Origin of the sequence: Pseudomonas sp. UYIF39, assembly GCF_029963765.1 — a bacterium.
Lineage (GTDB): Bacteria > Pseudomonadota > Gammaproteobacteria > Pseudomonadales > Pseudomonadaceae > Aquipseudomonas.
In genome coordinates this window covers 192,315-216,657 of record NZ_JALBYU010000002.1, presented here as the reverse complement: position 1 = coordinate 216,657, position 24,343 = coordinate 192,315, and the positions used below count along the sequence as shown (strand labels likewise).

The window sequence follows — 24,343 nt, the reverse complement described above, 5'->3', positions numbered from 1 at the left end:
GTGAATTGAGCGATTTACTTTAACTAAAAATAAATCGCTCAACACTAGGTCCAATTTTTTACTAAAAAGCCACTCTTTGCTTAACTCGCTCAGGAATTTTTTGCTGCTTACCGTCCGCAGTCATGAGTTCTTCATACCGCTTATAATTTTTTGCCGCTGCTGCCTTGTCACCCTCAGACCAGTAAGCGTCTGCAATATTCAGATACGCCACAATACGCTTGGGGTTTTCAGTAAGGACCTTGATCAACAGCCAAATGGCATCACCATTGAATCCGGCTTGCTGCCAAAAATAACCTATATCATTAAATGTTTGCTGATTGGCGCTTGAATAGCCGTAGTCACCAACATACCGTTCAATAAACTCCCGCTTCGGAAAATCAACAAAAGCTCTCTTGCTTTTATAAAGTCTGGACGTAGCATTTTTAAACTCAGCGAGGGATTCTTCTTTTAACCTCTCAGCGATACTCGCAACCAGTTTCTGCTTCTGCACGCAGTCTGAAGTAGTGCAAACTTGCGCCTCATCATATTTGAGAGTTGAATAACAGTACGGTTGTGGCTGCCCAGAAACGCTTGGGACTTTCTGCAGATAAATAAGTTGATTAGCATCAACTTTTACTGGTTGACAGTAAGGTACTACCCCGAAGGCGTCCGGAATTCCGGATTTGTTTCTTGCAATGTCCAGACCGCTTACAACCTTACTCGCTTCAAGTGTTTGTACGCTGCCATTTTTGTCAATAAACCAAAAACTGTTTTCCTGAGCGGTACAATCACACTCGCAGCTCAGGATATAGCTTTGGCTTCTGATGTCCCACTTTGACTTTGGCACACCTTCAGAACCGCAAAAATTCTCGGGGACGGCGACTGAGCAAATGTTTGTATCAGGGTCACACGTCAGCTTTTTACTTTCACCCCATGCGGAGGAGGCAAGCAGGAGAAATACAAACAACCAACGCCCTTTAAAGTTCACAAATGTCGCCCTCAACAATTATTCCGTAGTTAGTATTTTCCCGCGTGGAAGTATTGCCACTCATTGTCGCAGTGTATTTCTTCCCTTGGATGATCCCCATACGCCGGCTGAAAGCATCAGCCCGATAGGCCGTAGTGGCCTTTTCCGCGCGTTTCTTGCATACAAAAATCAACAGCTCTTTTTGCGTCGTAATATTGGCTGTCGGAAATTCTGTCCGAATCAATTCCTCTGCCTTCGATAAATTGTTTTGTTGAACGCACAAATCGTACAGCGCACAGTAAGTACGCAACTGAATCTTGACCATTAGCTGCGGCGCCAGCTCTCGCATTAATTTGATGCAAGAGGTAACGTTGTCGTTGTATTTCGCTGCATGATTCAGCTGAATTTTCTGGAAAGCCTCGACTTCTCCTATTTTTTTAAACGCGGATTTCCACCCCGAATTATTGTTGGCAATAACTCCCGAGGCCCAGCTCATTTGTGCCGAAATATTTGCAGCGTTCAACGAATTGATCAACGCCTGAAAATTCATGTTCGTGCCGAAGCAGCCATCGAATTTCGCTTGATCGGCTGCACGCATTTCCAACAAGACCGGCCCCAGTGTGCCTTGGCCGAAGTTCCATTGAATAACGCCAAAAGACATGCCTTGCCCGTCGAAATTACCTGCCAGAGCCTCATAGTCAAGCTTGCTTTTCCCCTCGTACCCAGAAGAAACCAATAGTGCGATTTCCTTTGCCTTACTGAAAGGAATACAGAGAGCCGACAACACGTTTTCCACAAAAGCAATGGAGTGAAAATGCCAAACAATGTCGGTGCTTATAGCGGCCTTTCCAATTAGCTCTCCCCAAAACACATAGTTGCTGATTCTTTCTTTCTCATGCTTGAGCGTTTTCGGTGAATTTTCCAGCAATTTATCAAGCTTGCTCCATTTTGGAGAATCAGCTTTTTCGTTCCACTCTGTCGGGTGATGGGCAATGAGTTTTGACCAATGCGTCCGGGTATCGGTGTTTTTCAACGCATCAGCAAGCTCACCTGGGTCGACTTCACCGTCATGGTTCTTATCGATTTTTGCAAAGAGTTCCTTGAAGAACTGCGGCATATCCTCCGGATCGAGAAAGCCATCCGCAGTGGCGTTCGCCTCCTCAACGATCTGAAAGCCCAGTTTCTCCCAGTCATGTTGCGTAATGATCTGTGCATCTGCCTTTTTGACCACCCCGCTGACCGCCTGATCGTCTTCGGTGAGAGTGACTTCGTAGTAGTCGTCGGTGCCTTGCTTGATAACCGGCGCCTTGCCCAAATCCACCGAGTGATCCTTCTTGAGCAGCGTATTACCAGTCGCCGGTGCCTTTTTCTTCAACTCGGTCCCTGTTGGCAAATACAGATACTGCTTGCCGACCTTCAATCCGGCTGTGTTCTTCAAGAACTCTTTGACGTCAGCTTCGGCCGTGAAAATTTCGACATGCACTTGATATTTACTGGCCACACCACCGTCTTCGCCAGTGAGGTTCTCGGTGAGTCCCAAATAACCTATCGGGTCGCCAGCCTTGATACCGGTACTGTTTGAAACGACACTGTCGAAATCAATAGGTGTGACCTCCCATCGCACGAACTGGTTGGACGGATCATTTTCCACGATTGTCCAGAATGTCGCCGGCGCATTCCCGATGGGCTGCCAGACGCCTCCGGATACCAATGTGCATGAAGCCATGCGCCCCAACTCGTTACCGACTACTAGGTTGACGACCGTCTTACTGTCGAACTCGATGACGCTATTAGCAACCAACTCAAGATTTCCGGCCACGGGCCCTCCAACGGGTTTTCCGTTTGTTGGATCTGTCGGGGCCTGGAAAATAGGCAGTCGCTTTGTGGCTTGGGCTTTGACTTTACCTTGCCAGTAATTTGGTCTTGTGCGCTCCGGTATGGCATCTGCTACCCAGATGCGATCACCTTTCGAGTTTCTGTAAGGATCGCCGTCTTTCATATAGGCGAACCAGACCTCACGACCTACGTTGCGCACTTTATGAGATCCATTTTTAACGCTACCGGACAGGATTTTTCCTTTGGCGTAAGTAAGGTTGCCAACGTCTTTCTGGTCGACGATCTCCAGTTTCGTACCGTTAGCAAGCTTTCCGGGCGAAGCGATCTGGCTTGATAAAGGTGCTTCGTCGTACGCCTTGAAGTCACCTACTTTCATAGTAATTTTTGGCTTCGGCTTTTCCTGAGGCGTTAGCGGATACCGTTGATATGGCAGCAAGTGCATGTAGAGACTGTAGAAGTTCAGGGTATTTTGCTTACCTTTATTCGAACCTTCTTCCGGATTTGGCGCCGATTTGTATTCATGGCGCACCAAGCAAAACGAGTTGGAGTACTTCAGTTTTTTCTCGTTATCACCGAAGGTCGACTCCAAATAATCGTCATTAAGGCGATAGGCAACGACTTCTCCATCCGCCATGCAGCGTATCGGCTCATTCAATACACATTGCGGAGCACTTGCATCGCTGATGTGAATGCCGCCATGCCAGAATCTATTGCTACCCAATAGGTAATGCCCTGATTTTTCGCTCTCAAGCGCTTTGTAAACATCTTCTGCATCAGTGAACTGCTTACCATCTGCCTTTCGGAATGGGTATTGAAAGTTCATCAGCGGTGTAGGCCCCTCATTAAGTGAAGAAGCCGGAGCGGCCGCAGGACTTGCGGCTGCTTCCTGTTGGCTCCACCACACTTCAGGGCTAATGAGGTTCCCATTGGGACCCTTCATTTGATAGTGAACATGACGTGGATATTGGGTCACACCATTCGGCCCCTTCCCCCCCATTGTTCCGATCTCGTCACCTGCAGCAACGGTTGCTCCCTGACTTACCATGTGACTGCTTGTATGCAAAATCTCATGACTGTTGCCGTCCGCATCTTTTATTTTTATCGTGCCATAGTTCCCACCAGTAAATGTGACTGTGCCTGCAATTGGCGCATAAACTTTTGGATTCTGCAGATTGATGCCATTTTGGCCACCAATATAATTAAAATCTGTCCCTCCATGAGGGCCACTCGCACGTTGCTCGCCATAGACTCCTGTTATATGAGGCTGGTGGCCATCAACCGGGGGCAGAACACGGAGCATCACTTCATTGAAAGACATATAACTTCCTTTTTAAATTTCTATCAAAGCGAGTAATCTTGAACTTCATCCAAAAACCAACACGCTTCCAACTTAAATATATAGAAAACCTGGTAGTCGGTATCTGGCTTTTCAATTTTTACTTTTGCAATACCGTTGGACACCTCTAGAACTTCAACTTCAAGACCGTCCGCAGTTCGTTTCTCTTTTCCAGGAACTATAGGGAACTTCAGCTTTTGTTTTTCCAAAAAAACTATTTTTTGCTCTGGCTCAGGTTCGGCGTCTACCGTTATTAATTTTTTCAAGGGGGTATGAGTAAACTCCTGCTGCACAGAAGAGTTCTCCAAATAAGAACCTAAAAAAGCTGAAAAATCCTTCGACGGGCATGAACTTACATCAGCTCCGCCTGCAATCGCATTGCTTGAAAAAAGCCCGAACGCTGATATAACCAGTGCGAGAGTGAAGCGCAATTGACATTTCATAAACAGATCCTTGAGTTGAATTATTAATCACTCAGAAAACACAAAAAAAGCCTTTGGTTTAACCTTCTCAGGCGGCGCATTCAACAACGCCTGATCCATCAAACTCCCCGCCTTATCCTTATCCGCCGCCCCTGGCAGCACCGGTGGCTTAATCCCAATCCCGGTCCCACTCCCCGCCGATCCACCGGCATTAATCTTCACCACCGGCCCAACAACCGTCACACCACCGGCATCCAGCTTGATAAAGCTCCCACCGGCCTTAACCGTGAGCTCCATCCCAGCCTCAATCACAATCTTGTCCCCAGCCTTCAGATGAATCTCTTTCCCAACACTGCTCAGCTGCGCAGTCCCCAGCTTCACATGCTGGTTCTGCCCAATCGTCAGGTGGTCATCCAGCCGCGCTTCAGTCTTGCGATCCGCAATCGTGGTTCGATGCTCTTCCGCCTTCAGCTCGGTGTAGGTGTTCTTCTCCACCGTGTCGTGGCGTTCGTTACCCACGCGAATCTTCTGATCATGCTCAACGTTTTCATCCCAATCCCGCTGGGCATGGATGAAGATCTGCTCCGCCCCTTTCTTGTCTTCAATCCGCAGTTCATTGAACCCGCCGCCCCCCGGTGAGCTGAGGGTTTTGAACACGGTTCGGGTTTTGTTCGCCGGCAGGTCGTAAGGGACGAGGTTTTCCTTGTGGTACAGGCACCCGGTCACCAGTGGTTGGTCGGGATCGCCCTCGAGGAAGGTCACCAACACTTCCATGCCGATGCGCGGGATGGCGATGGCGCCATAGCGGTCGCCGGCCCAGCTGGAGGAGACGCGCATCCAGCAGCTGGTTTTGTCATCCGCCAACCCTTCGCGATCCCAGTGGAATTGCACCTTGATCCGGCCGTATTGGTCGCAGTGAATCTCTTCACCTTTGGGGCCGGTGACCATGGCGGTTTGGCTGCCGAGGACGCGGGGTTTCGGGTGTTGCAGGGCCGGGCGGTAGAACACGTCCCACGGCGTGGCGAGGAAGCGGTTGCGGTAGCCCTGGTGGAAGTCGTCTTTGTGGTCGGTGGTGTCGCTGGTCACTGACTCTTCGAGGACTTGCGGTTGTTTGCCTTCGTGGAGGATTTCGGTGAGCAGCCAGAGGTCGTTCCACTCGGTACGTGGGTGGTCGGACATTTCCAGGAAGTGGCCGCTGACCAGGGTGGTCTGATCGCTTTTACCTTCGGCCTGGCGGTAGTCGGCGCGGTGGCGTTCAAGGGCGCGCTGGCTGAGGAATTTGCCGCGTGCGCGGTCGATGAAGCGGCCGGGGTAGTCGTAGTCTTCCAGGTCCGGCGCGTCGCTTTGCGCCTCGGGTTTGTAGGCGGACTCGAGTTGCAGGCGTGGTTTTTCGAAGTCGTAGTCGCGGCGGGTGACGCGGCCGGTGCGGGTTTCGAGGCGCAGTTTGAAGCCTTTGATCACCGGTTCATCGGCGACCATGCCGCTGCCTTGCACGTACGCGGTTGGCTGCCCGAGTTTCGGGAACACGGTCTGGTCATCGCCGAATACCAACAGATGACCTTTGGAGCTGTGCTGGAAGTGGTAATGAATGCCTTCTTCTTCACACAGGCGCTGGACGAAATGCAGGTCGGTTTCGTCGTACTGCACGCAGTAGTCGCGGTCCGGGCAGGGTTGGCTTAACTGGAATTTGTAGGCGTTGCCCTTGATCCCGTGTTCATCGAGGATCAGCGCGATGATTTTCGGCGCGGACATCTGCTGGTAGATGCGCTGGTTGGTGCGGTGGTGCAGGTATTGCAGGTGCGGCACCAGCGAGATTTTGTAGCGGGTCAGGCGTTTGCCGGCATCGCCTTGGGCGACGCGGTAGATCTGGCCGTGGATGCCGGAACCCTGTGGATCGAACGCCAGGAACGCCTGTTTGTGCAGAAGCTTTTCCAGGTCCAGATCGGGGTTTTCGCTGACCAGTTCCAGGTCGAAGCGATACGGCTGGCTGATGCCTTCGGTGCCGGTGAACGACAGCACTTGCAGGTCGCCGACGTAGTCTTCCACGGTCAGGCTGAAGTGCGTTTCGTTAGCTGGGTTGAACATTGCTTGCTCCCTGTTCGGTAGTCATCCGTTACGCCCGAAGTCGCAGGCGTTGCAGCAAAGACGAAGTGGCGCCCATAGCGTCACGCAGTTGGGCGGCAGTGATCGTTCGATCTGCCGCATCGAAAGCCAGCGCCGTTCGCAGGGCTGGCCAGCAGTGTTTCGGTAAATTCCTGGGGGCGTGCAGCTCGCGTTCGAGGTGGCCGTCGCGGGCCTCGGTCGAGGGCAAGCGGCGGAACGGGTGTTTGCCGCCCGCCAATTCATAGAGCACGCAGGCCACGCCGTAGACGTCCGCACTGGCCGACAGCGGTTGGCCTTCGAGCAGTTCGGGGGCAGCGTAGCCGGGGGTCCAGGCGTTGAAGCGGTTGCGGCTCAGGTGTGGCAGGCCGGGCAGGATGCCCTCCTCGGCCTGGCCCAGACCGAAGTCGAACAGGCGCACGCCTTCTTCGCTGAGCATGACGTTGCTCGGCTTCATGTCGCCGTGCAGCACGCCGCGAGCGTGGGCGAAGGCCAGCGCGTCGAGCAGCGGTAGCGCGATGTCGCGCAGTTCTTTCCACGGCAGGCCCAGCGGCCGCTCGCAGAGTAATTTGTCCAGGGTCAGCCCACGCATGAGTTCCATGGTGATGAAGGCGCGCTGGCAGTCGGTGTCCACTTCAAAGCTGTGCAAACGCAGCACGTTGTCGTGGCGCAGGCGTCGGGTCAGGGCGAACTCGCTGTAGAGCAAGGCACTGGCGTCCGGCGATTCGGCAAATTCTTCGCTGAGGATTTTCAGCGCGATGTAGGGGTCGGGATCGCCGAACTGCTCGCTCAGCAGATCCCGTGCACGGTAAACCGCACCCATGCCGCCAGCACCGAGCAAGCGCTCGATGCGGTAACGGCCTGCGAGTACTTCCGGCATTTCACCGACGCTTGCCTTGGTCGGCGCCAACGCAGGTTCAGCCTGATGGGATTTGGCGAACGCAAAGTAAGTCAGGTTACTGGCCTCCTCGTCGGTCACCAGCAGGTCGTCGAGCGGCGGCATGAGTTGAGTCATTTTCGGATCACCACAGCAGTCAAGTTGTCCCGGGCCGAGCCACGCAGAGCGCCGTCGAACAGACGCTCCAGCGCAACGTGCGGCGCGGTCAGGCTCAGGGCGTTGCCCAAGGCATCGGCACTTAAGCCCTGATACAAACCATCGCTGCACAACAAAAACGCATCGCCGGCGTACACCTCGAGTTCGAGCACATCCAGCGTCAACTGCTCGGCCGCCCCGACCGCGCGGGTCAGCGCATGAGCAGAAGGATGCGCACGGGCTTCTTCGACGCTCATGTGTTGCTCGTCGATCAGTTGCTGTTGCAGCGAATGGTCCTTGGACAGCTGATACAAACGCTGGCCGCGCCACAGGTAGCAACGGCTGTCGCCGGCCCAGATGCAGGCCGCGCGATTACCTTCTACGAGCAGCGCCACCACGGTGCTACCCATGATGCTGTCGTGACGCCCGGCCGTGACGGTCAACTCCTGACCCAAGCGGCGGTTGAGCCAGTGCAGACACTGGCGTATGCCTTTGAGTCGTTCGTCGAAGTCGTCCTGCACCGGCAATTCCGCCAGGCTGGCGACGATCAACTGGCTGGCGATGTCGCCACCCTGATGACCGCCCATGCCATCCGCGACCACCCACAGCCCCTGCTGTGGGCAGTCGAGAAAAGCATCTTCGTTGCGCGCCCGAACCTTGCCCGGATCGGTACGCGCAGCACTGCGCCAGGGGCTGGCAACCAGCATCAGAGCTGCACCGGCATACGGAAGGTACGCAGCACGCCCATGTCGAACGGGTTCGGTGTGCGCTGGCTCGACAGCAAGTAGTTGGCGCGCAGGCCGCCTACGTCAGCTTTCAGTACCAGCACATCGCGACCGCTCAGGTACTCGGTCTGCATCAGGTCGAACAGACGGAACAGCGACCATGGGCCAGTGTTCTTCTCGATGCCGATCGGGCGGCCGGCCATTTTGTCGAGGACCAGGCTGGTGCGACCGTCTTCAGCATCGCTCGGCCATTTGAACGATACCGGCACGATCGGGCCGTGGCGGTATTCGATGGTCTTGTCGCCAAACTTGAACTCGGAACGGCTGACCGCCGGGTCGAGGGTGTATGGCTCCAGTTTGAATTGCACTTGCGGCTCGGCCGGATTGATCGAGAAGAAGCTCTGGCGAATCACTTGTGCCGCGGCCATCTGGTCGAGGTAGACCTTGGAGATCGGCATGCTGTGACCGTCGATGCTGCGCAGACGGTAGTTACCTGGATCGCCACTCACGAACGGACGCATGTAGGTCTCAAAGAAGCGATCATTGATGCCCTGCGCCTTGAAGAACTCGCGGAAGTCGCTGATCGCAACATCGCTGGTGCTGTGGGCGCTGAACGGGTAACGCTTGTTGATCGCCTTGCCATAGAAGCTGTACAGCTCGCTTTGATAACGCTGGTTCAGGTACTGGTAGGAATCGTTCAGCACCAGACGCCAGGTGTCTTCAGCCAATACGTTGAACCACACGCTGACCGGACGCGGCAGACGGTTCGAGGCATTGCGCAAGTTACTCAGCGCATCACGCTGGCCGCTCATGCGGGTCTTGGCCATTTCGAACGCAGCCTGTTCCGGCGCGCTGGCACGAGCGAGGCTCGCCAGTTGCAGTTGCAGGTCGTTGAGCGCCGTCAGGGCCGGGGTCAAATCAGCGGCCGGGCCGTTGTTGTCATCCAGCAGACGGTGCAGCGGTTCGAAGCGACGTTGCAGGGATTTCTTCGCGGTGTCGGGCAGCTGCTTTGTAATTTGAGCGGCCATGTCCGACGCATTGTCCGCTGCAGCAGCGGCCAGTTTGCCGAGCTTGCCGCCCTTCTCGCCCAGTTTGTCCGCCGCATCGGCGGCTGCATCAGCACTGTCGGCGATCACCGGGAAACGGGTGTTCTCGCGCACTTCCACCAGCAGTTGCAGCACCGGGGAGTTGGCCGACGTCAGGCCTGCCAGTTGCTCGGCGCCTTCGCTGAAGTCGCTGATCGCAGGCAGTGCAACCTGGCCCACGGCTTCACTCCAGAAGTTGGCGTAGTCGCGGAAGTACAGTTGCTCCAGTTCGACCATCAGGCGACGTAAGTCCATGCCGCTGATGCCCGAGCCTTCGCCCAGCACCCAGTTGTCACGCAGGAGGTCGGTGACCAGCGCAGAGCCCTGGACCGAAAAGTACTGTTGATAACCCTGTTGGGTGTAGAACCCCGGGATCACATAATCGGTGCCGACAAACAGCGAAGCTTGCGGGCCGATGTGTTGGCTCAAACGGTATTCCGGCAGGTTGCGGGCCTGCTCGCGCAGCATCCGGTAAACCACGTTGGCCAGCGATTCGCTGCGCAGGACCTGACGCGCCTGAGCCACCAGTTGATCGTTCAACGGGTAGATAAACGGCTGCTTGAGCAAACGCTCGAAGTGGGTGTTCAAACCGTTCTGCACCGCGGTGTTGCCGGCGTAACGCTGAGACCATTCGGTGGCGACCCAATCCTTGAGCCACGGGCCGTCGCGACGGTCTTTCATGTTCAACATCAGGTACGCACGCAGGCTGTTGAGCAGGCGTTCACGGTCCTTCATGTTGGCGCGGATCTGCCCTTCCAGCAGCGTCGCAACCCGTGGCAGCAGTTGCGCTTCAAGCTCACGCTCGTAGGCCTCCTTGACCACCGGATTGACCTCTTCGCCTTGGTACAGGCCGCCACGTTCGTGGTACGACACGTCACCTTTTTTCGGGAAGACCTGAGTCGCCGCGTAGCTGGTGTCGAGGGTCTTGAGCACGGCCATGGAATCATCACGTGCGGTCAGGGCCGAGCGCTGTTGATTCCAGTTTTGCGCCAGGTTCCGCAGGTTTTCCAGACGCTCGTAGTTGGCCGAGAATCCGCCCGCCCAGAGCATGCCGAACAGTGCCAGCGCCGCCAATGCGCCCACGTACAACGCGCGTTGGCCCCAATGAATGCGGCTGCGTTCGCGCTTGTCCAGACCGGCCAGATCGGCCTCGGGGAAGATAACGCGGCTGAGCAAGTGGTGGATGAAACGCGAACGGCCGCTGCGCAGGGTTGGCAGCGTACCGGCGTTAATGCCCAGATTGGCACCGATGCTGGCGGCGGTCTCGTCCATCTTTTGAGTCAGGTGCGGTGCGCTGGTCAGGTAGAAACCGCGCAACTGACTGGAGCGCTGGTAGCGGTTGCCGGTGAACGCCATGTCGACGAACAAGCACAAGCGCTCGCCGATCTGCCCCAGTTGATGCGGGAAGTCGAGAATGCGACCACGGCGCTGGGTGTCGCGCTCCTGGTGCATGCGCATGATCACTTGGCTGTTCAGACGACGCAGCAGTTCTTCGAACTCCGCGCGCAGCACGGCGACGTCGGTGCCGCTCTGCTCTTTACGGAAGCTGGTGCCTAGCACCTGATCGCTTTCTTCACGGGTCAGTTGATCGAAGAACTCGTCAAAACCGAGCAGCTTGTCAGCCTTGCTCAGCACCAGATAAACCGGCACATCGACGTGCAGCTTTTGATGCACGTCTTGCAGACGCGCACGCACCTGGCGGGCCAGGGTGTCGAGCTCTTGCTCGCTGCCGCCCAGCAGTGTTTCCACCGGGATGGTCACCAGCACGCCGTTCAACGGACGGTTGCGGCGACGCTTGCGCAGCAGGTCGAGCAAGGTGCTCCAGGCGCTGCCATCGACTTCGGCATCCGGCTGGGTCAGGTAACGCCCGGCGGTGTCGATCAGCACACCGTGGTCGGCGAAATACCAGTCGCAATGACGGGTGCCGAGGGTGTCGCGGGTCAGTTTGCGGTCGATCTTGTTGATCGGAAACTCAAGTCCCGAGAAGTCCAACAGGCTGGTCTTGCCGCTGCATTGCGGGCCGATCAGCAAGTACCACGGCAAATCACTACGCCAGCGCTCGCTTCGACCGCGATAGAGGCTCGAGGTCTTCAGGGTTTTCAACGCATCCTTGAAGCGTACGCGAAGCTCTTTCTGCTCTTCGTCGATCAGCTCTTCACGGCGGATACGATCCTGGCCATCTTCGGTGTCTTCGATGGCTTTCTTGCGTACGCCAGCGCGCCAGCTGACGAAGACCATGGTCAGGCCCCAGATCAGGAACAGCACACTGATGGTCAGCAGGCGGGAGGTCGAACCTTCCCAGAACTTGTAGTCATTCACCGCCAGCAGCGGCCCGACGAACCACACCAGCAGCGCGACAAACAGCACCAGCAGCAAGGTCCAGACCCAGGTCTGACGCAAGAATGCGCCGACTTTCTTGAAAAACTTTTTCATCACACGTCCCTGTTTACGGCTGCGACTGCGGCTGGACCGCGGCCGGATCTAGCTGCTGATAAGGTTGCAGAACGGTTTCGCGTTGCTCGCCCAATACCCAGGCAAAACCCGAATACATCACCACCAGACAAACCACGGTGAACAGCACCACCATCCACGCCGGCACGATGCGCACCAGGCTGCGGCGCTGATCGTTCAAGCCTTCCCAATGGGGCGACAGTTCGCGAGGCACGTCGCCGCGCAACTGACGAATCTGGCGATACAAGGCGTCGCGGATGCCTTCGAGCTCGAGCATGCCGCGGGCTTGCACGCGGTACTTGCCTTCGAAGCCCAGCGACAGGCACAGGTACATCAGCTCCAGCATCGGCAGGTGCTTGACCGGGTTTTTCGACAGGCGATCCAGCAGTTGGAAGAACTTCTCGCCGCCGAAGGTTTCGTTGTGGAAGCTGCTGAGCAGGCTCATCTGCGACCACTCGCTTTCGTTGCCCCACGGCGTGGTCACGACGGCTTCGTCGACCACGGTGCAGAGCACGTAACGGGCGGCCATCACCTGGCTGCTTTCGGCGCCGTTGTGCAGCGCCCGCACTTCGAACAGTTTCAGCCCGGCGGTCAGTCGCTCGTTGAGCGCGTACATGTCTTCGCGGGTGTCGCTGTGCTTGAGGCGCACCACTTCCGACAACAAGTCGGAGGCGCCTGCGACCAACGAATTGAGGCTGATGTTGAAGGCTTCGGCCGGGCGCAGGCGCGCGGCATAAATCATCCGTTCTTCCAGCTGTTCAATACGCGGCGGTGCGGCGAAATCTGTCAGCGGGCTCGAAGCAGGGCCGTGGCCCTGGCGGTCGAGCAGGACGGTTTTATCGTCCTGGTTGTGTTCCATGTCCTTGATCATGTCGGTCAGTTCCTGATGGCCCAGAATTTCAGTTCAAGCTCGGCAAATTCGCCGGACACGTGGAACGCGAAACCGCCGGAGCGCTCGAGTTGTGCCAGGTCTTCGGAACTGAGTTCGAGAATGAAATAGGTTTTGTTGGAGTGGAACGCGATCTGCCGCGGGGCCACCGGCAACGGTTTGACCTTGATGCCCGGCAGATGCAGGTTGACCAGTTGGCGGATGCGCTCCACCGGGCCGACCTTGAGGTGCGCCGGCAAGCGATGGCGCAGTTCTTCGGAGTCGCAGTTGGCACTGGCGGCGAGCACGAACGAGGCCGAGCCCAGCAGTTTGTGGTCGTGCAACGGCGAGACAATGATCCCGTACTGACGTGCTTGCAGCACCAATTCGATGGCGTGCTGTTCGAGCACCATCGACAGCACCTGACGAATCGCTTCCATCAGTTTGCGGAAGCTCGCGCCCTGGTCGCTGTGCTGGTAACGGCTGTCCAGACGCGGGCGTTTGCTGTCGCTGGAAAACGTAGCCAAGTCGCCGAGCATGGTCAGCAGCGTGCGGTACAACTCTTCCGGGTGAACCTGCTCCAGGCCGAGGTAGTGGCGCAGCAGCAGTTCGGTGCGGTTGATCAGTTGCAGCATCATGAAGTCGCCGACTTCCGCGCCACCGACTTTGCCGTTCGAGCGGATGCGCTCGGCGATGGTGTCGCCCCGGTGGCCGAGCATGCTGATCACTTCTTTCAGGCACGACAGCAGGTAGCTGGACGAATGCGCCTGAATGTAGGTAGGCACGAAGTCCGGGTCGAGGCTGATCACGCCGTCGGGCGTGGTATCGAGCACTTCGCAGATCTTCAGTTTCACGTAGGCCTGATCGCTCTGCTGCTCGCCGAGCAACAGTTTGAAGTCCGGGCGGCCACAGCTGACCTGGCTGGCGGAATCGTCGCCGGCGTTGGAGTCGGCGACTTCCGCTTCGTACGCGGTGTAGCGCGCCAGCACGTCGGATTGTTCCGGACGACGCGACTCGATGTGGTTTCCGGTGACCAGTGGCAGCGCCAGGTAGATCGGCGTATGACCGGTGTTCGGCGGCACGTCGAGGGCCAGCGGCTCGGTGTTGCCGCCGAGTTCGAACAGGCTGCCGTCCGGCAGAATCCCCGAGGCCTGGCTGATCACCAGTTTGCCCATGTTGAGGAACTGCAAGTCGATGTCCAGGTTCAGGAAGCCCCAGGTGTAGCTGCCCAGCAACTGCGTGCGGGTCTTCATCTGGTGGTCGTAATAGCGATCGTTGTGCTGGAAGTGCTGCGGGCGCAGCAGCATACCTTCCTGCCAAATCACTTTATGGGAATTCATGATCAGTCATCCGCCTTGGCGAGCGTTTCGTTGCTGTTGCGAATACCAGCCTGGTCGAGGGTCAGATCAGCGTCGGTGACTTCCACCGGGGTGACTTGCACCGTGTAGCGCCATTTGGTTTCCGGCAGATCGCGGTAGGCGGCGAGGATGCCGACGTAGCGACTGCCCTCCTCCACGCTGAGTTTCATCTCCACGGTTTCACCTGGGCGCAGTTCAATTTCTTCGCTGGCCACCAGGTCCGGGGCCAGGGATTCCTTGGCGCGCTCGTACAGGCTGAAGAAGTCAGCGTTCTCGAACGTCACCGGATGCTTGAGCTCGAACAGACGCACAACGATCGGCGAGGGACGCCCGTTGAGGTCCGGGTTCAACTGATCGCTGGCGGTCAGTTTCAGGTTGAGCTTGGTGACGTGGGAATACGGCGACAGCGACGAGCAACCGGCCAGCAGCACCAGGGCCGCGAGCGCCGTCAGCGTCTTGAAAAAAGCGGTCGAGCAGCGAGACATGCGCATCATCCTTGGTGGTCGGTGTGAAGGGTGGAAATCAGGCGAATCTGTTCTTCGTAGGCCTGAGCGAAGTCGCGGGCCAGCAAGCGCTCGCTCCAGTCATCGTCCTGACGCAGGGCCTGGTGATAACGACCGTAAGCTCTCCAGCGACTGCCGGACGTGGCGAGCAACGGCTTGTTGTCGCGCTCGAAACGCAGGGTCAATTGCTGTGGCGAGAAGTGCTCCAGCGTGCCGCGAACGGCAGCGCGGCTAGCGGTCAGCAAGGCCACCTGATGCGCCTGCAAATCGCGGAACGCACGGGAGATCGCCTGCTCGGCCGGCAATTGGCCCGGCTTGTTCGGCTGCAACAAAATGCCCAACGCTTCGCCGGCATCGACGGCAAATTTGAGCGGGTTCTTTTGGGTGCCTTGCACGGTGGTCTGGGCCAGACGCAGTTCGTTTTTCAGTTCGCTGCGGGTGCGCAGGCTCTGCTGCAAACCGCCGACGCTTTGCTTGAGCAGGCGTGCAGCGTTCAGCGCCAGCGCTTCGCGGGCGTCGTGGTCGAGGCCTTTGAGGTCCACGCCCAACGCCGCACCGAAGTGCTCCCAGAAACCTTCGCTCTGACGCTCGACCGCTTTGGGCGGTGGCGCGGGCGCTGGCTCGGCGGGAGCGTTGATCAGCTCCGGCACCATCAGGCTTTCCATGTCGATGCGCGCATAGTCGGCGCGCTGACGGGTGTCCTCGATCGTCGTACTCGGGGAGATCAGTTCGTCGATTTCCGAATACACACGCTCTTGCTGATCGAGGGCATTGAGCGGGTCGAGATCGAGAAACGCGTCATCAGGAATGATGCTGCCCGCCGCTTGCGGACGGCCGACTTCAACGGCGAAGGTTGCCGGGTCGCGCACCAGCCGCGCACGGATCTCGAAGTCACCCAGCACGTAGACACTGCCGTGCTCGATGCGCATCGCTTCGCCCTTGCGCAGGCGTGCGCCGCTTTCGCTGTCCTGGATACCGTTGCTGCTGGTATCGGTCAGGAAAAACGTGCCTTCGCGGTAGCTGATCAACGCGTGGTGGTTGGACAGGTGACGCTTGCGGTCCGGGATGATCCAGTCGCAATCCTCACCCCGACCGATCACGCCACCGGCCTGTTTAAAGGTCTTCTGGCACAAATCCGTGGGCACGAACTGCTTGGTGTTCAGCATTTCGAAAACCAGTTCCATGGTGATACTCCTTGCGGTCACTTGCCGCGATTGACCGCCTGCGGATCACCCAATGGGCGATAGGTGTTGTCGTTGTATTTGTAATTGCCGCTACAGCCGCCGAGGCCGCATAGAACGACGAGGGTCAGCAGGACGGCTTGCCAGTGACGAACAGACATCAGAGGGTCTCCAGGGGTAGACAAAGTACAAAGCGCCGACCCGTTTGGGCGGCGCTGTAAGAAGCGGATGTGGTGAAGTCGACGGTCTGTTGCCTAGCCATCGAAATCACCCAGGTTGATATTCAGGCGCCCGAGGCGGTACAGCAGCGTGCGGCGTGGCAGCCCGAGCTCGCGGGCGGCGAGGGTCTGGTTGCCGTCGTTTTTGCGCAGGCAATCGAGCAACAGACTGCGTTCGACTTGCTCCAGGCGTTCGCGCAGGTTCAGACCGCTGCTGTCTTCCGGCATGGCTTCCATGCGCAGGGAGAAATGCTCGGCCAGTAACTCGCCTCCCTCGCACAGCAGCACCGCGCGTTCGACCAGGCCTTTGAGTTCACGCACGTTGCCGGGGAAAGCGTAACCGGACAGGTGATCCAGCGCCGCATCGGACCAGCACACCGCATCGCGCTGCAAGAACGAGCACGCCTTGTCGGCGAAGTGCCGGGCCAGGTCGAGGATGTCGCCTTCGCGCTGACGCAGGGCCGGCAACTCGATCGGAAATTGCGCGAGGCGGTAGTACAAGTCCTCGCGGAATTTTCCTTCGCTGACCAACACCGACAAATCCCGGTGAGTCGCGGCGATGATGCGCACGTCGATCTTGTGGGTGTCGTTGGAACCCAGCGGACGAATCTCGCCTTCCTGCAACACCCGCAACAGCTTGGCTTGCAGGGACAACGGCATGTCGCCGATTTCATCGAGCAGCAAGGTGCCGCCGTTGGCCGCGTCGAACAGCCCGGCACGGTCGCGATCTGCACCGGTGAAGGCACCTTTGCGGTAGCCGAACAGTTCGCTTTCCAACAGGTTCTCGGGGAACGCCGCGCAGTTCTGCACGATGAACGCCTGGGAACGGCGCGGGCCGCAATCGTGAATCGCCCGCGCCACCACTTCCTTGCCGGTGCCGGTTTCGCCGCGCAGCAGCACGGTATACGGGCTGTGCAGGACTTTGCTGATCAGCGAATAGGTCTGGCGCATGGCCGAACTCTTGCCGATCAAACCGTAACCGCTGGCGCTCGGGACGCTGATTTTCGCCGGCAGCCGTGTATCACCGGTCGGCTGACGCAAACGTTGCAGCAAATGCAGTTGGCCAAGCACGAACGAACCGAGTTGCCCGAGGGAATCGGCAAAGCCTTGCAGGTCGATGTGTCGGCGACTGGCGCACAGCAGCAAGCCTTCGACGGCTTTCTGTTGATTGACCAGCGGCACGCACAACAGCGACTGCCAAGGCATGGCCTGAGGCGGCAGGAAACTGGTTTCGTGCAGGCTGCCGCTCAACTCGCTCAGGCACACCACGCGGTTCTGGCACAGGGCGAATTGCAGCAGTTGCTCACCGTTGTAATCCGCCGGCAGGCTCGCCGATTCCCGGGGTTGCAGGATGCCGTTCAGGCATTCGGCGTTCATCCCCAGGCACGTGTGAGTCGCGTCCAGCAGGTACAGCTGCGTCAACTCGCAACCGCTGAGCTCGGCCAAGCCGCGCACGAAGTCACCCAGCAGCGCAGCACCGTCCGCCGCCCGCGACAGGCTGGCGAATTGCGCCAGCAAGGCTTCGGCATAGACCAGCGGTTGCGGCACTTGAGTGAACATCACACCCACCTCAGGCGAACTCGCACGTCACGCTGGCGTTGCCGTCGAGCGTCGCGTGGACACGCTTGAGGCTTTCGCCCGTGGCCATCGCATCGAGCAAGCGGTCGGCCACCAGCGGCAGCACGTGCAGGTCCAGCAAATGGTCGATCAGGCGCGCGCCACTGTCGCTTTGGGTGCAGCGTTCGGCCAAGTGATCGACGAGGTCCTGGGAGTACGTGAAATCCAGCTGACGACGGTTCAGGCGTTCGCCCAAACGGCCGAGTTTGATTTCGATCAGCTCGCGCAGCACCGGGCCACCCACCGGGTAGTAAGGCACCACACGCATGCGCGCCAGCAGCGCCGGTTTGAAGTGTTTGCTGAGGACCGGGCGAATGGTTTCTTCGAGTACTTCGGCCGATGGCCGCGCGCCGTTTTCACAGAGCTCGGCGATGCGGTCGCTGCCCAGGTTCGAGGTCATCAGGATCAGCGTGTTGCGGAAATCGATCTCGCGCCCTTCGCCGTCGTTGGCCACGCCTTTGTCGAAGATTTGGTAGAACAGGTTGAGCACGTCCGGATCAGCCTTTTCGACTTCGTCGAGCAGGACGACGGAGTACGGCTTCTGCCGCACGGCTTCGGTGAGCATGCCGCCCTCGCCGTAACCGACGTAGCCCGGCGGTGCACCGATCAGGCGCGAGACGGTGTGTTTCTCCTGGAACTCGGACATGTTGATGGTGGTGATGAAACGATCACCGCCGTACAGCAAGTCCGCCAGGGCCAGCGCGGTTTCGGTCTTGCCGACGCCGCTCGGGCCGACCAGCAGGAACACGCCGACCGGCGCATCAGGTTTGTTCAGGCCGGCAGCGGTGGCGCGCATCGAGCGGTCCAGTGCGTGAACGGCTTGTTCCTGACCACGGATGCGGGTGCGCAAGTCGGTGGCGAAGCTCGCGACCTTGGCGTTGTGCTCACGGGCCAGTTGGGCCAATGGCACACCGGTCCAGGCGCTGATCACCTCAGCCACCAAGCGCGGGCAAACTTCAAAACTCACCAGACGTTCTTTGACCTGAAGCTCGGTCAGCGCTTTGTGCGTTTCGTTGAGTGCGGCTTCCAGCGTTTCGACGCTGTGCGCTTCGTCCACCGGGAGCGTTTCGATTACGCTGCCTTCGGCATCTTCTTCAACCGTGACGGTGGGTTCGACGGCGGCAGCTTCGCGGGCCTTGGCCAGTTGCTGACGCAGGTCCAGCAGGCGCTCGGCCAGTTCTTTCTGCTCGGTCCATAGGGTTTCCAGCGCGACCATTTCGTCTTCGGCGGCAGCCAGGCGATCTTCCAACGCGTCGAGCGCTTCGTGATCGATCAGCAGACCAGCCTCGGCATCACGGCGCAGGGCCTGACGCTGACGGCCACCTTCAGCCAGTTCACCACGCAGGCGTTCAAGGCTTTCCGGCGCGGCGGCGAGGCTGATGCGCACGCGGGCGCACGCGGTGTCGAGCACGTCGACGGCTTTGTCCGGCAGCTGACGGCCCGCGAGATAGCGAGCAGACAACTCGGCCGCCGCAACCACCGCGTCGTCGCGCAGGTAGATGCCGTGGCTCTTCTCGTACACCTGAGCCAGGCCACGGAGAATGGTCACCGCTTCGCTGACGGTCGGTTCGTGCAGTTGCACCGGTTGGAAACGACGGGCCAGGGCCGGGTCTTTTTCGAAGTACTTCTTGTACTCCGCCCAGGTGGTGGCGGCGATGGTGCGCAACTCGCCACGGGCCAAGGCTGGCTTGAGCAGGTTGGCCGCGTCGGAACCGCCGGCATTGCCGCCTGCGCCGATCAGCGTGTGGGCTTCGTCGATGAAGATGATGATCGGTTTCGGCGAGGCTTTGACTTCGTCGATCACGCCTTTGAGGCGACGTTCGAATTCACCTTTGACGCTGGCGCCGGCCTGCAACAGGCCCATGTCCAGCGACAGCAACTCAACGCCTTTCAAAACTTGCGGCACTTCACCAGCAGCAATACGCGAGGCCAGACCTTCAACAATGGCGGTTTTACCGACGCCGGCTTCACCGACCACAATCGGGTTGTTTTTGCGGCGACGGGCAAGGATGTCGACCATCTGCCGGATCGCGCCATCGCGGCACAACACCGGGTCGAGTTTGCCGTCGCGGGCCTGTTGGGTCAGGTTGTGGGTGAAGCGTTCCAGCAGTGATTCGCCGGGCACGGCCGGTTTGCCCGTGGCCGGTTGTTCTTTCTGCGACAGGGCGAATTCTTTCAGGCGCTCGATGTTCAGCTTGGCCAGCAACGACTGGTAGCGGCTGCCGGCGTAGCGCATCGGGTTGCGCAACAGCGCGAGGATCAACGCGGCTTGTTCGACCTGGCTCTGACCCAGTTCAAGGTTGGCCACCAGCAACGCATCTTGCAGCCACTGCACCAGTTCCGGGGCGAACACCGGGTTGCGCGAAGCGCTGTGCTCGACCCGCGATTGCAACGCGGCGCTCAGCTCGCCGGCATCCACTTCGGCGTCTTGCAGCGCGCGTACGAGCAGGCCTTGCGGGCGCTCCAGCAAGCCCAGTAGCAAGTCTTCGAGGAGGATCTTGCTGCCGCCACGGGCGACGCAGCGTTCGGCCGAACTTTCCAGGTCACGACGGGTTTCGGCGTCCAGCGCCTGGATAAGTTGTTGCAGGTCTACGTTGATCATAGGTCTCACGTCCTTAATGAATTTTGCTGCCCAGGGTCACCACGCCGTCCGCTTTTTCGCGGCCCAGCCAACTGGTCCATCCCAGGCGACAGGCGTTCTGCTCACCGATGCGCAGTTCGCGGATTTCTTCCTGGCGCAGCACCAGGCGAATGTCGTAGTCGAGCGGGTCACGCAAGGTGAAGCGCACCAGCGCGCAGAGCGGCTGGTAGCCGAAACCAATCGGCAGGAATTCGTGGAAGCGTTGCCAGTCGAGTTCGCGGATGTGGATGCGGAATTTGCCGCTGCGGTCGCGCACGTGTTCGCCCAGCACCAGGTCTTCGCCAAGCAGGCTGTTGGCGCGGCCCAAGCGATTGCGCTGCTCGTCGAGGATTTCGACGCGACGCTCGATGCACTGCTCGATGGTCAGTTCGGCGTGTTTGAAGTAGTAACGCAGCACCGCCTCGATCAGCGCCGCCGAATGCGCCCGCAAGCTGAGCAAGCCGAGGTACGGCAGCAGGCGTTTCCAGTTCAGTTCCTGGGCCCGGCGGATCTCTTCGCCACCGAGGCCGATCAACGCAAACAGTTGCGAAGAAAACGGGTCGAGGGCGCCGCTCTGGAAGCTTGCGCGGTAGCGGTATTTTTTCCAGATCGGCAGCATCAGCCTTTGCAGACGATGGTGAAACAGGTCGAGGAAATTGCGGGTCGGGTTGCCGTCTTCGCTATCGCCCAGCGCCTGTTCGCCGTAGAACGCCGGCAGTGGCGAACCGGAACCGACCAGGCCGATCAGGTTGAAACGCAGACGCGCGCGCATCTGCCCGTGCTCTTCGAAAAACTCCACGCGATCGACGTCACTGCCGGGGAAACCCAGGCTCGGGTTGGCCTGAAATTCCAGCTGGTCATACAGATCGTCTTCGCTCAGGTACGGGTGCGCCTCGCGCAGCCGGTCAACCACCAGCAGCACGGCCTGAAACAGCGAGTACTCGCGTATTACCCGGGTCAGCCCGCTTAAAGCAGGGGTTGCAGACCCATACGTGGTGTCCATTGGTACACCTCTCCCTGTGTGCTTTTTACCCGCAGCTCGTGATACGAATTGAGACTGGCGTAGAGCGCGAAAAACTCGTTAAGAACCGAAGCGAAAACGAACAGGTCGCCCTCGCCGATATACCCTTCCGGGTCGATGGTCAGCTCGGTGCGCAACCCGCGTACCGGCAACCCTCGGTGCAAGCGGTCGACGTGTTGGTGTTTGATCGATTTGAGGCCGCCCAGCAGGCGCTTGCTGACTTTTTCAGCGTGTTGGTCGTAATAACGCGGCAGGTCGTAGGTTTCGAGAATCACCTTCAACGCATTGACGTCGGCCAGCGACAGATAGTTAAGCGACATGTTGCTGATCAGCTTCCAGAGGAAGTCACGGTTCAGCGGCGGCGCATAACTGGGCGTGGCCGGGGTGATGTTGCGGAAACTGAGGAACTCCGGCGTCTCTTCGCAAGCCATGCAGATGTCGCCGAGCTTGAGCTTGCGCGGCAGGTTCTGGTTGGTGCACATCAGCTCGATCGACAGGGTTTCGTGCGCTTCGGTGTGGCGAATGCCGAAGCTCAGGTAAGTGTCGAGGCCGTCGTGCAACGAGGACGAACGTTGGCGAATGCTGTAATGCGGACGGCTGTTGGGCACGTCAAAACTCGGGTCGTGCTCGAACGATTCGAACGGCACGTACTCCTGATAACCGAGGCCGCCGGGCTTCCAGCCGGTGACGGTTTCCACCGAAAACACACCGCAGTTTTGCAGGTCGTATTCGGCTGGCAGCAGCAGGTATTCGTCCTGCTTGCCGTCGAGGCGGATCGGCAATGCATCGTGCTTGAACAGGTTGACGATCGGCGTGCAGTAGAGCTTCACGTTGTCCAGCGTTGGACGCAGGCGCTGGATACCGCTCTTGCGAATATCGAAGCGCAATTCCAGGCCGCGCATCTGCTTGAGCGTGTCTTCCGGCAGGGTCTTGAGCAGGTCCAGGCCGTTGATATCGACAAACAGGAATTTGTCCTGGAAGGCGAAGTATTCCTGCAGGTAGCGGTAGCCACGGAAGGTGTTCAGCGGATACGGGATCAACGCCTCTTCTTCGGCAAAGCCCACCGGCTGCACGCGGTCGCCGGGCATCTTGAATGCCATTGGCGTGCCGTTGACGCCATTGATGGGCTTGCCGGCGCCGTCCAGCGGGATCAGCTCGATGCCTTCCAGGTTGCGCAACAGGCTCAGATAGAGCATCTGGCTGATGTAGCGCTCACCGGCGAAGTGCAGACGCAGACGGCTCAGCTCCAGCTCACCGAGGTGACCGTCAGCGCTCATCTCCAGACGCAGGCTCAACAGCGAACCGTCGCCCTTCACCGAGTACGTCAGCGCGGCCAGATCCAGCGGCAAGACTTCCGTCGGGTAGCAGGTGCGGAAACGGCAACGCACGTCATCGGTCGGCACGCTCTCAATTGGAGTGTCACGCTCGACCATCAACGCAGGACCCGAACGCTTCAACGGGTCGAACTGCAAAATGCTGAACGCCGGCAGCGGGCGCATGTAGTTGGGCCAGAGCAGGTGCATCAGCGAATGGCTGAGCTCCGGCAACTCGTCATCAAGCTTCTGGCGCAGGCGCCCGGTCAGGAACGCAAAGCCCTCCAGCAACCGTTCCACGTCCGGATCCCGCCCGGCCTGCCCCAGGAAAGGGGCCAACGCCGGGCTACGCTCGGCGAATCGACGACCTAACTGGCGAAGTGCGGTGAGTTCGCTTTGGTAGTAGTGGTTAAAGGACACGGGTTACCTGCCTGGTGTTGGATCTCATGAAAAAAACGTCCTGTAGAGCGCGACCGTCAGACCGGCAACCACGTAGCCTGCGATGAGCAGGTACGGTAAAAAAGCCAGCCAGCCAAACATCATCGGGAACTCGGCGAGGCTCCCCAAAAGCACATGGGCCAACCCATAAATCACCCACGGGGCGGCGTAAAAAGGGATGAACGTCAGCGGTGCGCGCCACACACTTTTCAAAATTTGCTGTTCAGTTTTTCCGTTCAGTGCTCGCGTTGCCCACAGGGCAAAGGCGATGTAGGCCGGGATGCCAAATGTCAGGACGTAAATCGCCAAAAACTGCTCCCAGCCTGAAACCCTCGAATATCCCTCTGCCCAATCGAGGTACAACAGAACCACGAACACGACAGCGGGTGTCCACAGGGCAATCTTCAAGAATCTGAAACGACTTAGGCTGATCAACGGCGATCCCACCTAGAAGGGTTTTCTTGATTTACGAACTTCAACGACATTCGGGAACCATCCAGCTTTCCCAGCCGTCTGCACCGGGGTACAACACCATTTCTCCTTGAAACTCAGGAGCAACTCCGGCGTTGCCCTCTCTCATCCACAAATACCACTTGGAAGTCTTGAGCAGTTCTCCATCCTTGGTATACACGCGATAAAAATACTGACTGCTAAACAATTCCAGAATACGGCCTGCCACACCAACTACCTGATAGCTCGGAACATATCTGGCGATATAGCACTGCGCCGAAGGGCTCCAATATTTTTTTACTGGCTGTGCAACCCATGAGCTTTGCAGCTTTAATCCAAAAAGGACTAAAACCGGCAGCAGGACGACAAGCAAACAAACCAGAGAAATATTAGGGACAGTCCCATTTTTCGCTTGAAAACTCATCATGCTCATGATTACTGGCCCCTTACCTTTTCAGGCGCAATCGTCGTGCTGGTGTGTAAATAAAGTTGTTCGCCGTCGAACCCTGTAATACCGGCGGCACTCAGAGGAAAACCCGTTTTCGTGCCGTAGCGAATCCAACCCTCCGACCAAATCTCGCCATTCTCATGACGAACCTGCACGTAATAATTCGGCGCCTCGGACTTCGCTATTTCGACAAACACCCCACCATCCTCGCCACCCACCCAAAGTGCATTGGGGTGAGCAGTCAAAGTCGGGGCGACAGACCGCTCCATACGCAACAGCACTGCAAACAAAACCAAAATCGCCAGCAGCCCAATGGAGCTCAGGAATGCGATGAGCAAAGTTAGGGACAGGCGTTTTCTATCCGTACACATGCA

General features: G+C 58.3%; 19 protein-coding genes. All 19 read right to left on the bottom strand.

Translation table 11 applies throughout. The annotated features are described in order from the left end of the window. Positions 1 to 61: 61 nt before the first annotated feature. On the bottom strand, positions 62 to 967 hold the full coding sequence (locus MO767_RS03930; protein ID WP_282479482.1) for a hypothetical protein: 906 nt from the start codon (positions 965 to 967) through the stop codon (positions 62 to 64). Next, positions 957 to 4,100 (bottom strand): peptidoglycan DD-metalloendopeptidase family protein, encoded by a 3,144-nt coding sequence (locus MO767_RS03925; protein WP_282479481.1) that lies wholly within the window; start codon positions 4,098 to 4,100, stop codon positions 957 to 959. The genes MO767_RS03930 and MO767_RS03925 overlap by 11 nt, the downstream gene beginning before the upstream one ends. A gap of 23 nt (positions 4,101 to 4,123) precedes the next feature. Next, positions 4,124 to 4,561, bottom strand: coding sequence for a hypothetical protein (locus tag MO767_RS03920; protein WP_282479480.1), 438 nt, complete (start codon positions 4,559 to 4,561; stop codon positions 4,124 to 4,126). A gap of 27 nt (positions 4,562 to 4,588) precedes the next feature. Then, positions 4,589 to 6,625 carry a type VI secretion system tip protein VgrG gene (locus MO767_RS03915; protein ID WP_282479479.1) on the bottom strand — a complete coding sequence of 679 codons (2,037 nt, stop codon included), beginning with the start codon at positions 6,623 to 6,625 and terminating at the stop codon, positions 4,589 to 4,591. A gap of 28 nt (positions 6,626 to 6,653) precedes the next feature. Beyond that, positions 6,654 to 7,655 (bottom strand): serine/threonine-protein kinase, encoded by a 1,002-nt coding sequence (locus tag MO767_RS03910; protein WP_282479478.1) that lies wholly within the window; start codon positions 7,653 to 7,655, stop codon positions 6,654 to 6,656. After that, the gene (locus tag MO767_RS03905; protein WP_282479477.1) at positions 7,652 to 8,380 is read right to left on the bottom strand and encodes a PP2C family serine/threonine-protein phosphatase; all 729 of its coding nucleotides are present in this window, start codon (positions 8,378 to 8,380) and stop codon (positions 7,652 to 7,654) included. The genes MO767_RS03910 and MO767_RS03905 overlap by 4 nt, the downstream gene beginning before the upstream one ends. Beyond that, positions 8,380 to 11,916, bottom strand: coding sequence for a type VI secretion system membrane subunit TssM (tssM, locus tag MO767_RS03900; RefSeq protein WP_282479476.1), 3,537 nt, complete (start codon positions 11,914 to 11,916; stop codon positions 8,380 to 8,382). The genes MO767_RS03905 and tssM overlap by 1 nt, the downstream gene beginning before the upstream one ends. Positions 11,917 to 11,929: 13 nt before the next feature. Next, on the bottom strand, positions 11,930 to 12,805 hold the full coding sequence (icmH, locus tag MO767_RS03895) for a type IVB secretion system protein IcmH/DotU (RefSeq protein WP_282479475.1): 876 nt from the start codon (positions 12,803 to 12,805) through the stop codon (positions 11,930 to 11,932). A gap of 5 nt (positions 12,806 to 12,810) precedes the next feature. Then, positions 12,811 to 14,142 (bottom strand): type VI secretion system baseplate subunit TssK, encoded by a 1,332-nt coding sequence (gene tssK / locus MO767_RS03890; RefSeq protein ID WP_046053871.1) that lies wholly within the window; start codon positions 14,140 to 14,142, stop codon positions 12,811 to 12,813. A 2-nt stretch (positions 14,143 to 14,144) separates the two neighbouring features. Beyond that, positions 14,145 to 14,645 (bottom strand): type VI secretion system lipoprotein TssJ, encoded by a 501-nt coding sequence (gene tssJ, locus MO767_RS03885; protein WP_134098426.1) that lies wholly within the window; start codon positions 14,643 to 14,645, stop codon positions 14,145 to 14,147. Positions 14,646 to 14,650: 5 nt separating this feature from the next. Next, positions 14,651 to 15,847, bottom strand: coding sequence for a type VI secretion system-associated FHA domain protein TagH (gene tagH, locus MO767_RS03880; protein WP_282479474.1), 1,197 nt, complete (start codon positions 15,845 to 15,847; stop codon positions 14,651 to 14,653). 17 nt (positions 15,848 to 15,864) lie between these two features. Continuing rightward, positions 15,865 to 16,005, bottom strand: coding sequence for a hypothetical protein (locus MO767_RS03875; RefSeq protein WP_008150087.1), 141 nt, complete (start codon positions 16,003 to 16,005; stop codon positions 15,865 to 15,867). A gap of 93 nt (positions 16,006 to 16,098) precedes the next feature. Next, complete coding sequence (locus MO767_RS03870) at positions 16,099 to 17,622, bottom strand: sigma 54-interacting transcriptional regulator (RefSeq protein WP_129439946.1); 1,524 nt, start codon at positions 17,620 to 17,622, stop codon at positions 16,099 to 16,101. Positions 17,623 to 17,632: 10 nt separating this feature from the next. Further along, positions 17,633 to 20,281, bottom strand: a complete 2,649-nt coding sequence (tssH, locus tag MO767_RS03865; protein WP_282479473.1) for a type VI secretion system ATPase TssH — start codon at positions 20,279 to 20,281, stop codon at positions 17,633 to 17,635. A 13-nt stretch (positions 20,282 to 20,294) separates the two neighbouring features. Beyond that, on the bottom strand, positions 20,295 to 21,302 hold the full coding sequence (tssG, locus tag MO767_RS03860) for a type VI secretion system baseplate subunit TssG (protein WP_033059313.1): 1,008 nt from the start codon (positions 21,300 to 21,302) through the stop codon (positions 20,295 to 20,297). Continuing rightward, a complete protein-coding gene (tssF, locus tag MO767_RS03855; protein WP_282479472.1) occupies positions 21,266 to 23,053 on the bottom strand; it encodes a type VI secretion system baseplate subunit TssF in 1,788 nt (595 codons plus the stop codon). Before tssF ends, tssG begins: the two co-directional genes overlap by 37 nt. Before the next feature lie 24 nt (positions 23,054 to 23,077). Further along, positions 23,078 to 23,479, bottom strand: a complete 402-nt coding sequence (locus tag MO767_RS03850; RefSeq protein ID WP_282479471.1) for a hypothetical protein — start codon at positions 23,477 to 23,479, stop codon at positions 23,078 to 23,080. A gap of 67 nt (positions 23,480 to 23,546) precedes the next feature. Continuing rightward, a complete protein-coding gene (locus MO767_RS03845; RefSeq protein WP_129439940.1) occupies positions 23,547 to 23,954 on the bottom strand; it encodes a hypothetical protein in 408 nt (135 codons plus the stop codon). 2 nt (positions 23,955 to 23,956) lie between these two features. Further along, on the bottom strand, positions 23,957 to 24,307 hold the full coding sequence (locus tag MO767_RS03840; protein ID WP_256657718.1) for a hypothetical protein: 351 nt from the start codon (positions 24,305 to 24,307) through the stop codon (positions 23,957 to 23,959). Between the last annotated feature and the right edge of the window lie 36 nt (positions 24,308 to 24,343).

Bases quoted from the DNA above. Each gene is read 5' to 3' on its own strand.
- MO767_RS03870 (WP_129439946.1), bottom strand. From the start codon at position 17,622: ATGTTCACTCAAGTGCCGCAACCGCTGGTCTATGCCGAAGCCTTGCTG.
- MO767_RS03915 (WP_282479479.1), bottom strand. From the start codon at position 6,625: ATGTTCAACCCAGCTAACGAAACGCACTTCAGCCTGACCGTGGAAGAC.
- tssG (WP_033059313.1), bottom strand. From the start codon at position 21,302: ATGGACACCACGTATGGGTCTGCAACCCCTGCTTTAAGCGGGCTGACC.
- tssJ (WP_134098426.1), bottom strand. From the start codon at position 14,645: ATGTCTCGCTGCTCGACCGCTTTTTTCAAGACGCTGACGGCGCTCGCG.
- MO767_RS03910 (WP_282479478.1), bottom strand. From the start codon at position 7,655: ATGACTCAACTCATGCCGCCGCTCGACGACCTGCTGGTGACCGACGAG.
- MO767_RS03845 (WP_129439940.1), bottom strand. From the start codon at position 23,954: ATGAGCATGATGAGTTTTCAAGCGAAAAATGGGACTGTCCCTAATATT.
- MO767_RS03920 (WP_282479480.1), bottom strand. From the start codon at position 4,561: ATGAAATGTCAATTGCGCTTCACTCTCGCACTGGTTATATCAGCGTTC.
- tssH (WP_282479473.1), bottom strand. From the start codon at position 20,281: ATGATCAACGTAGACCTGCAACAACTTATCCAGGCGCTGGACGCCGAA.
- MO767_RS03905 (WP_282479477.1), bottom strand. From the start codon at position 8,380: ATGCTGGTTGCCAGCCCCTGGCGCAGTGCTGCGCGTACCGATCCGGGC.
- tssK (WP_046053871.1), bottom strand. From the start codon at position 14,142: ATGAATTCCCATAAAGTGATTTGGCAGGAAGGTATGCTGCTGCGCCCG.
- MO767_RS03925 (WP_282479481.1), bottom strand. From the start codon at position 4,100: ATGTCTTTCAATGAAGTGATGCTCCGTGTTCTGCCCCCGGTTGATGGC.
- tagH (WP_282479474.1), bottom strand. From the start codon at position 15,847: ATGGAACTGGTTTTCGAAATGCTGAACACCAAGCAGTTCGTGCCCACG.
- MO767_RS03875 (WP_008150087.1), bottom strand. From the start codon at position 16,005: ATGTCTGTTCGTCACTGGCAAGCCGTCCTGCTGACCCTCGTCGTTCTA.
- icmH (WP_282479475.1), bottom strand. From the start codon at position 12,805: ATGATCAAGGACATGGAACACAACCAGGACGATAAAACCGTCCTGCTC.
- tssM (WP_282479476.1), bottom strand. From the start codon at position 11,916: ATGAAAAAGTTTTTCAAGAAAGTCGGCGCATTCTTGCGTCAGACCTGG.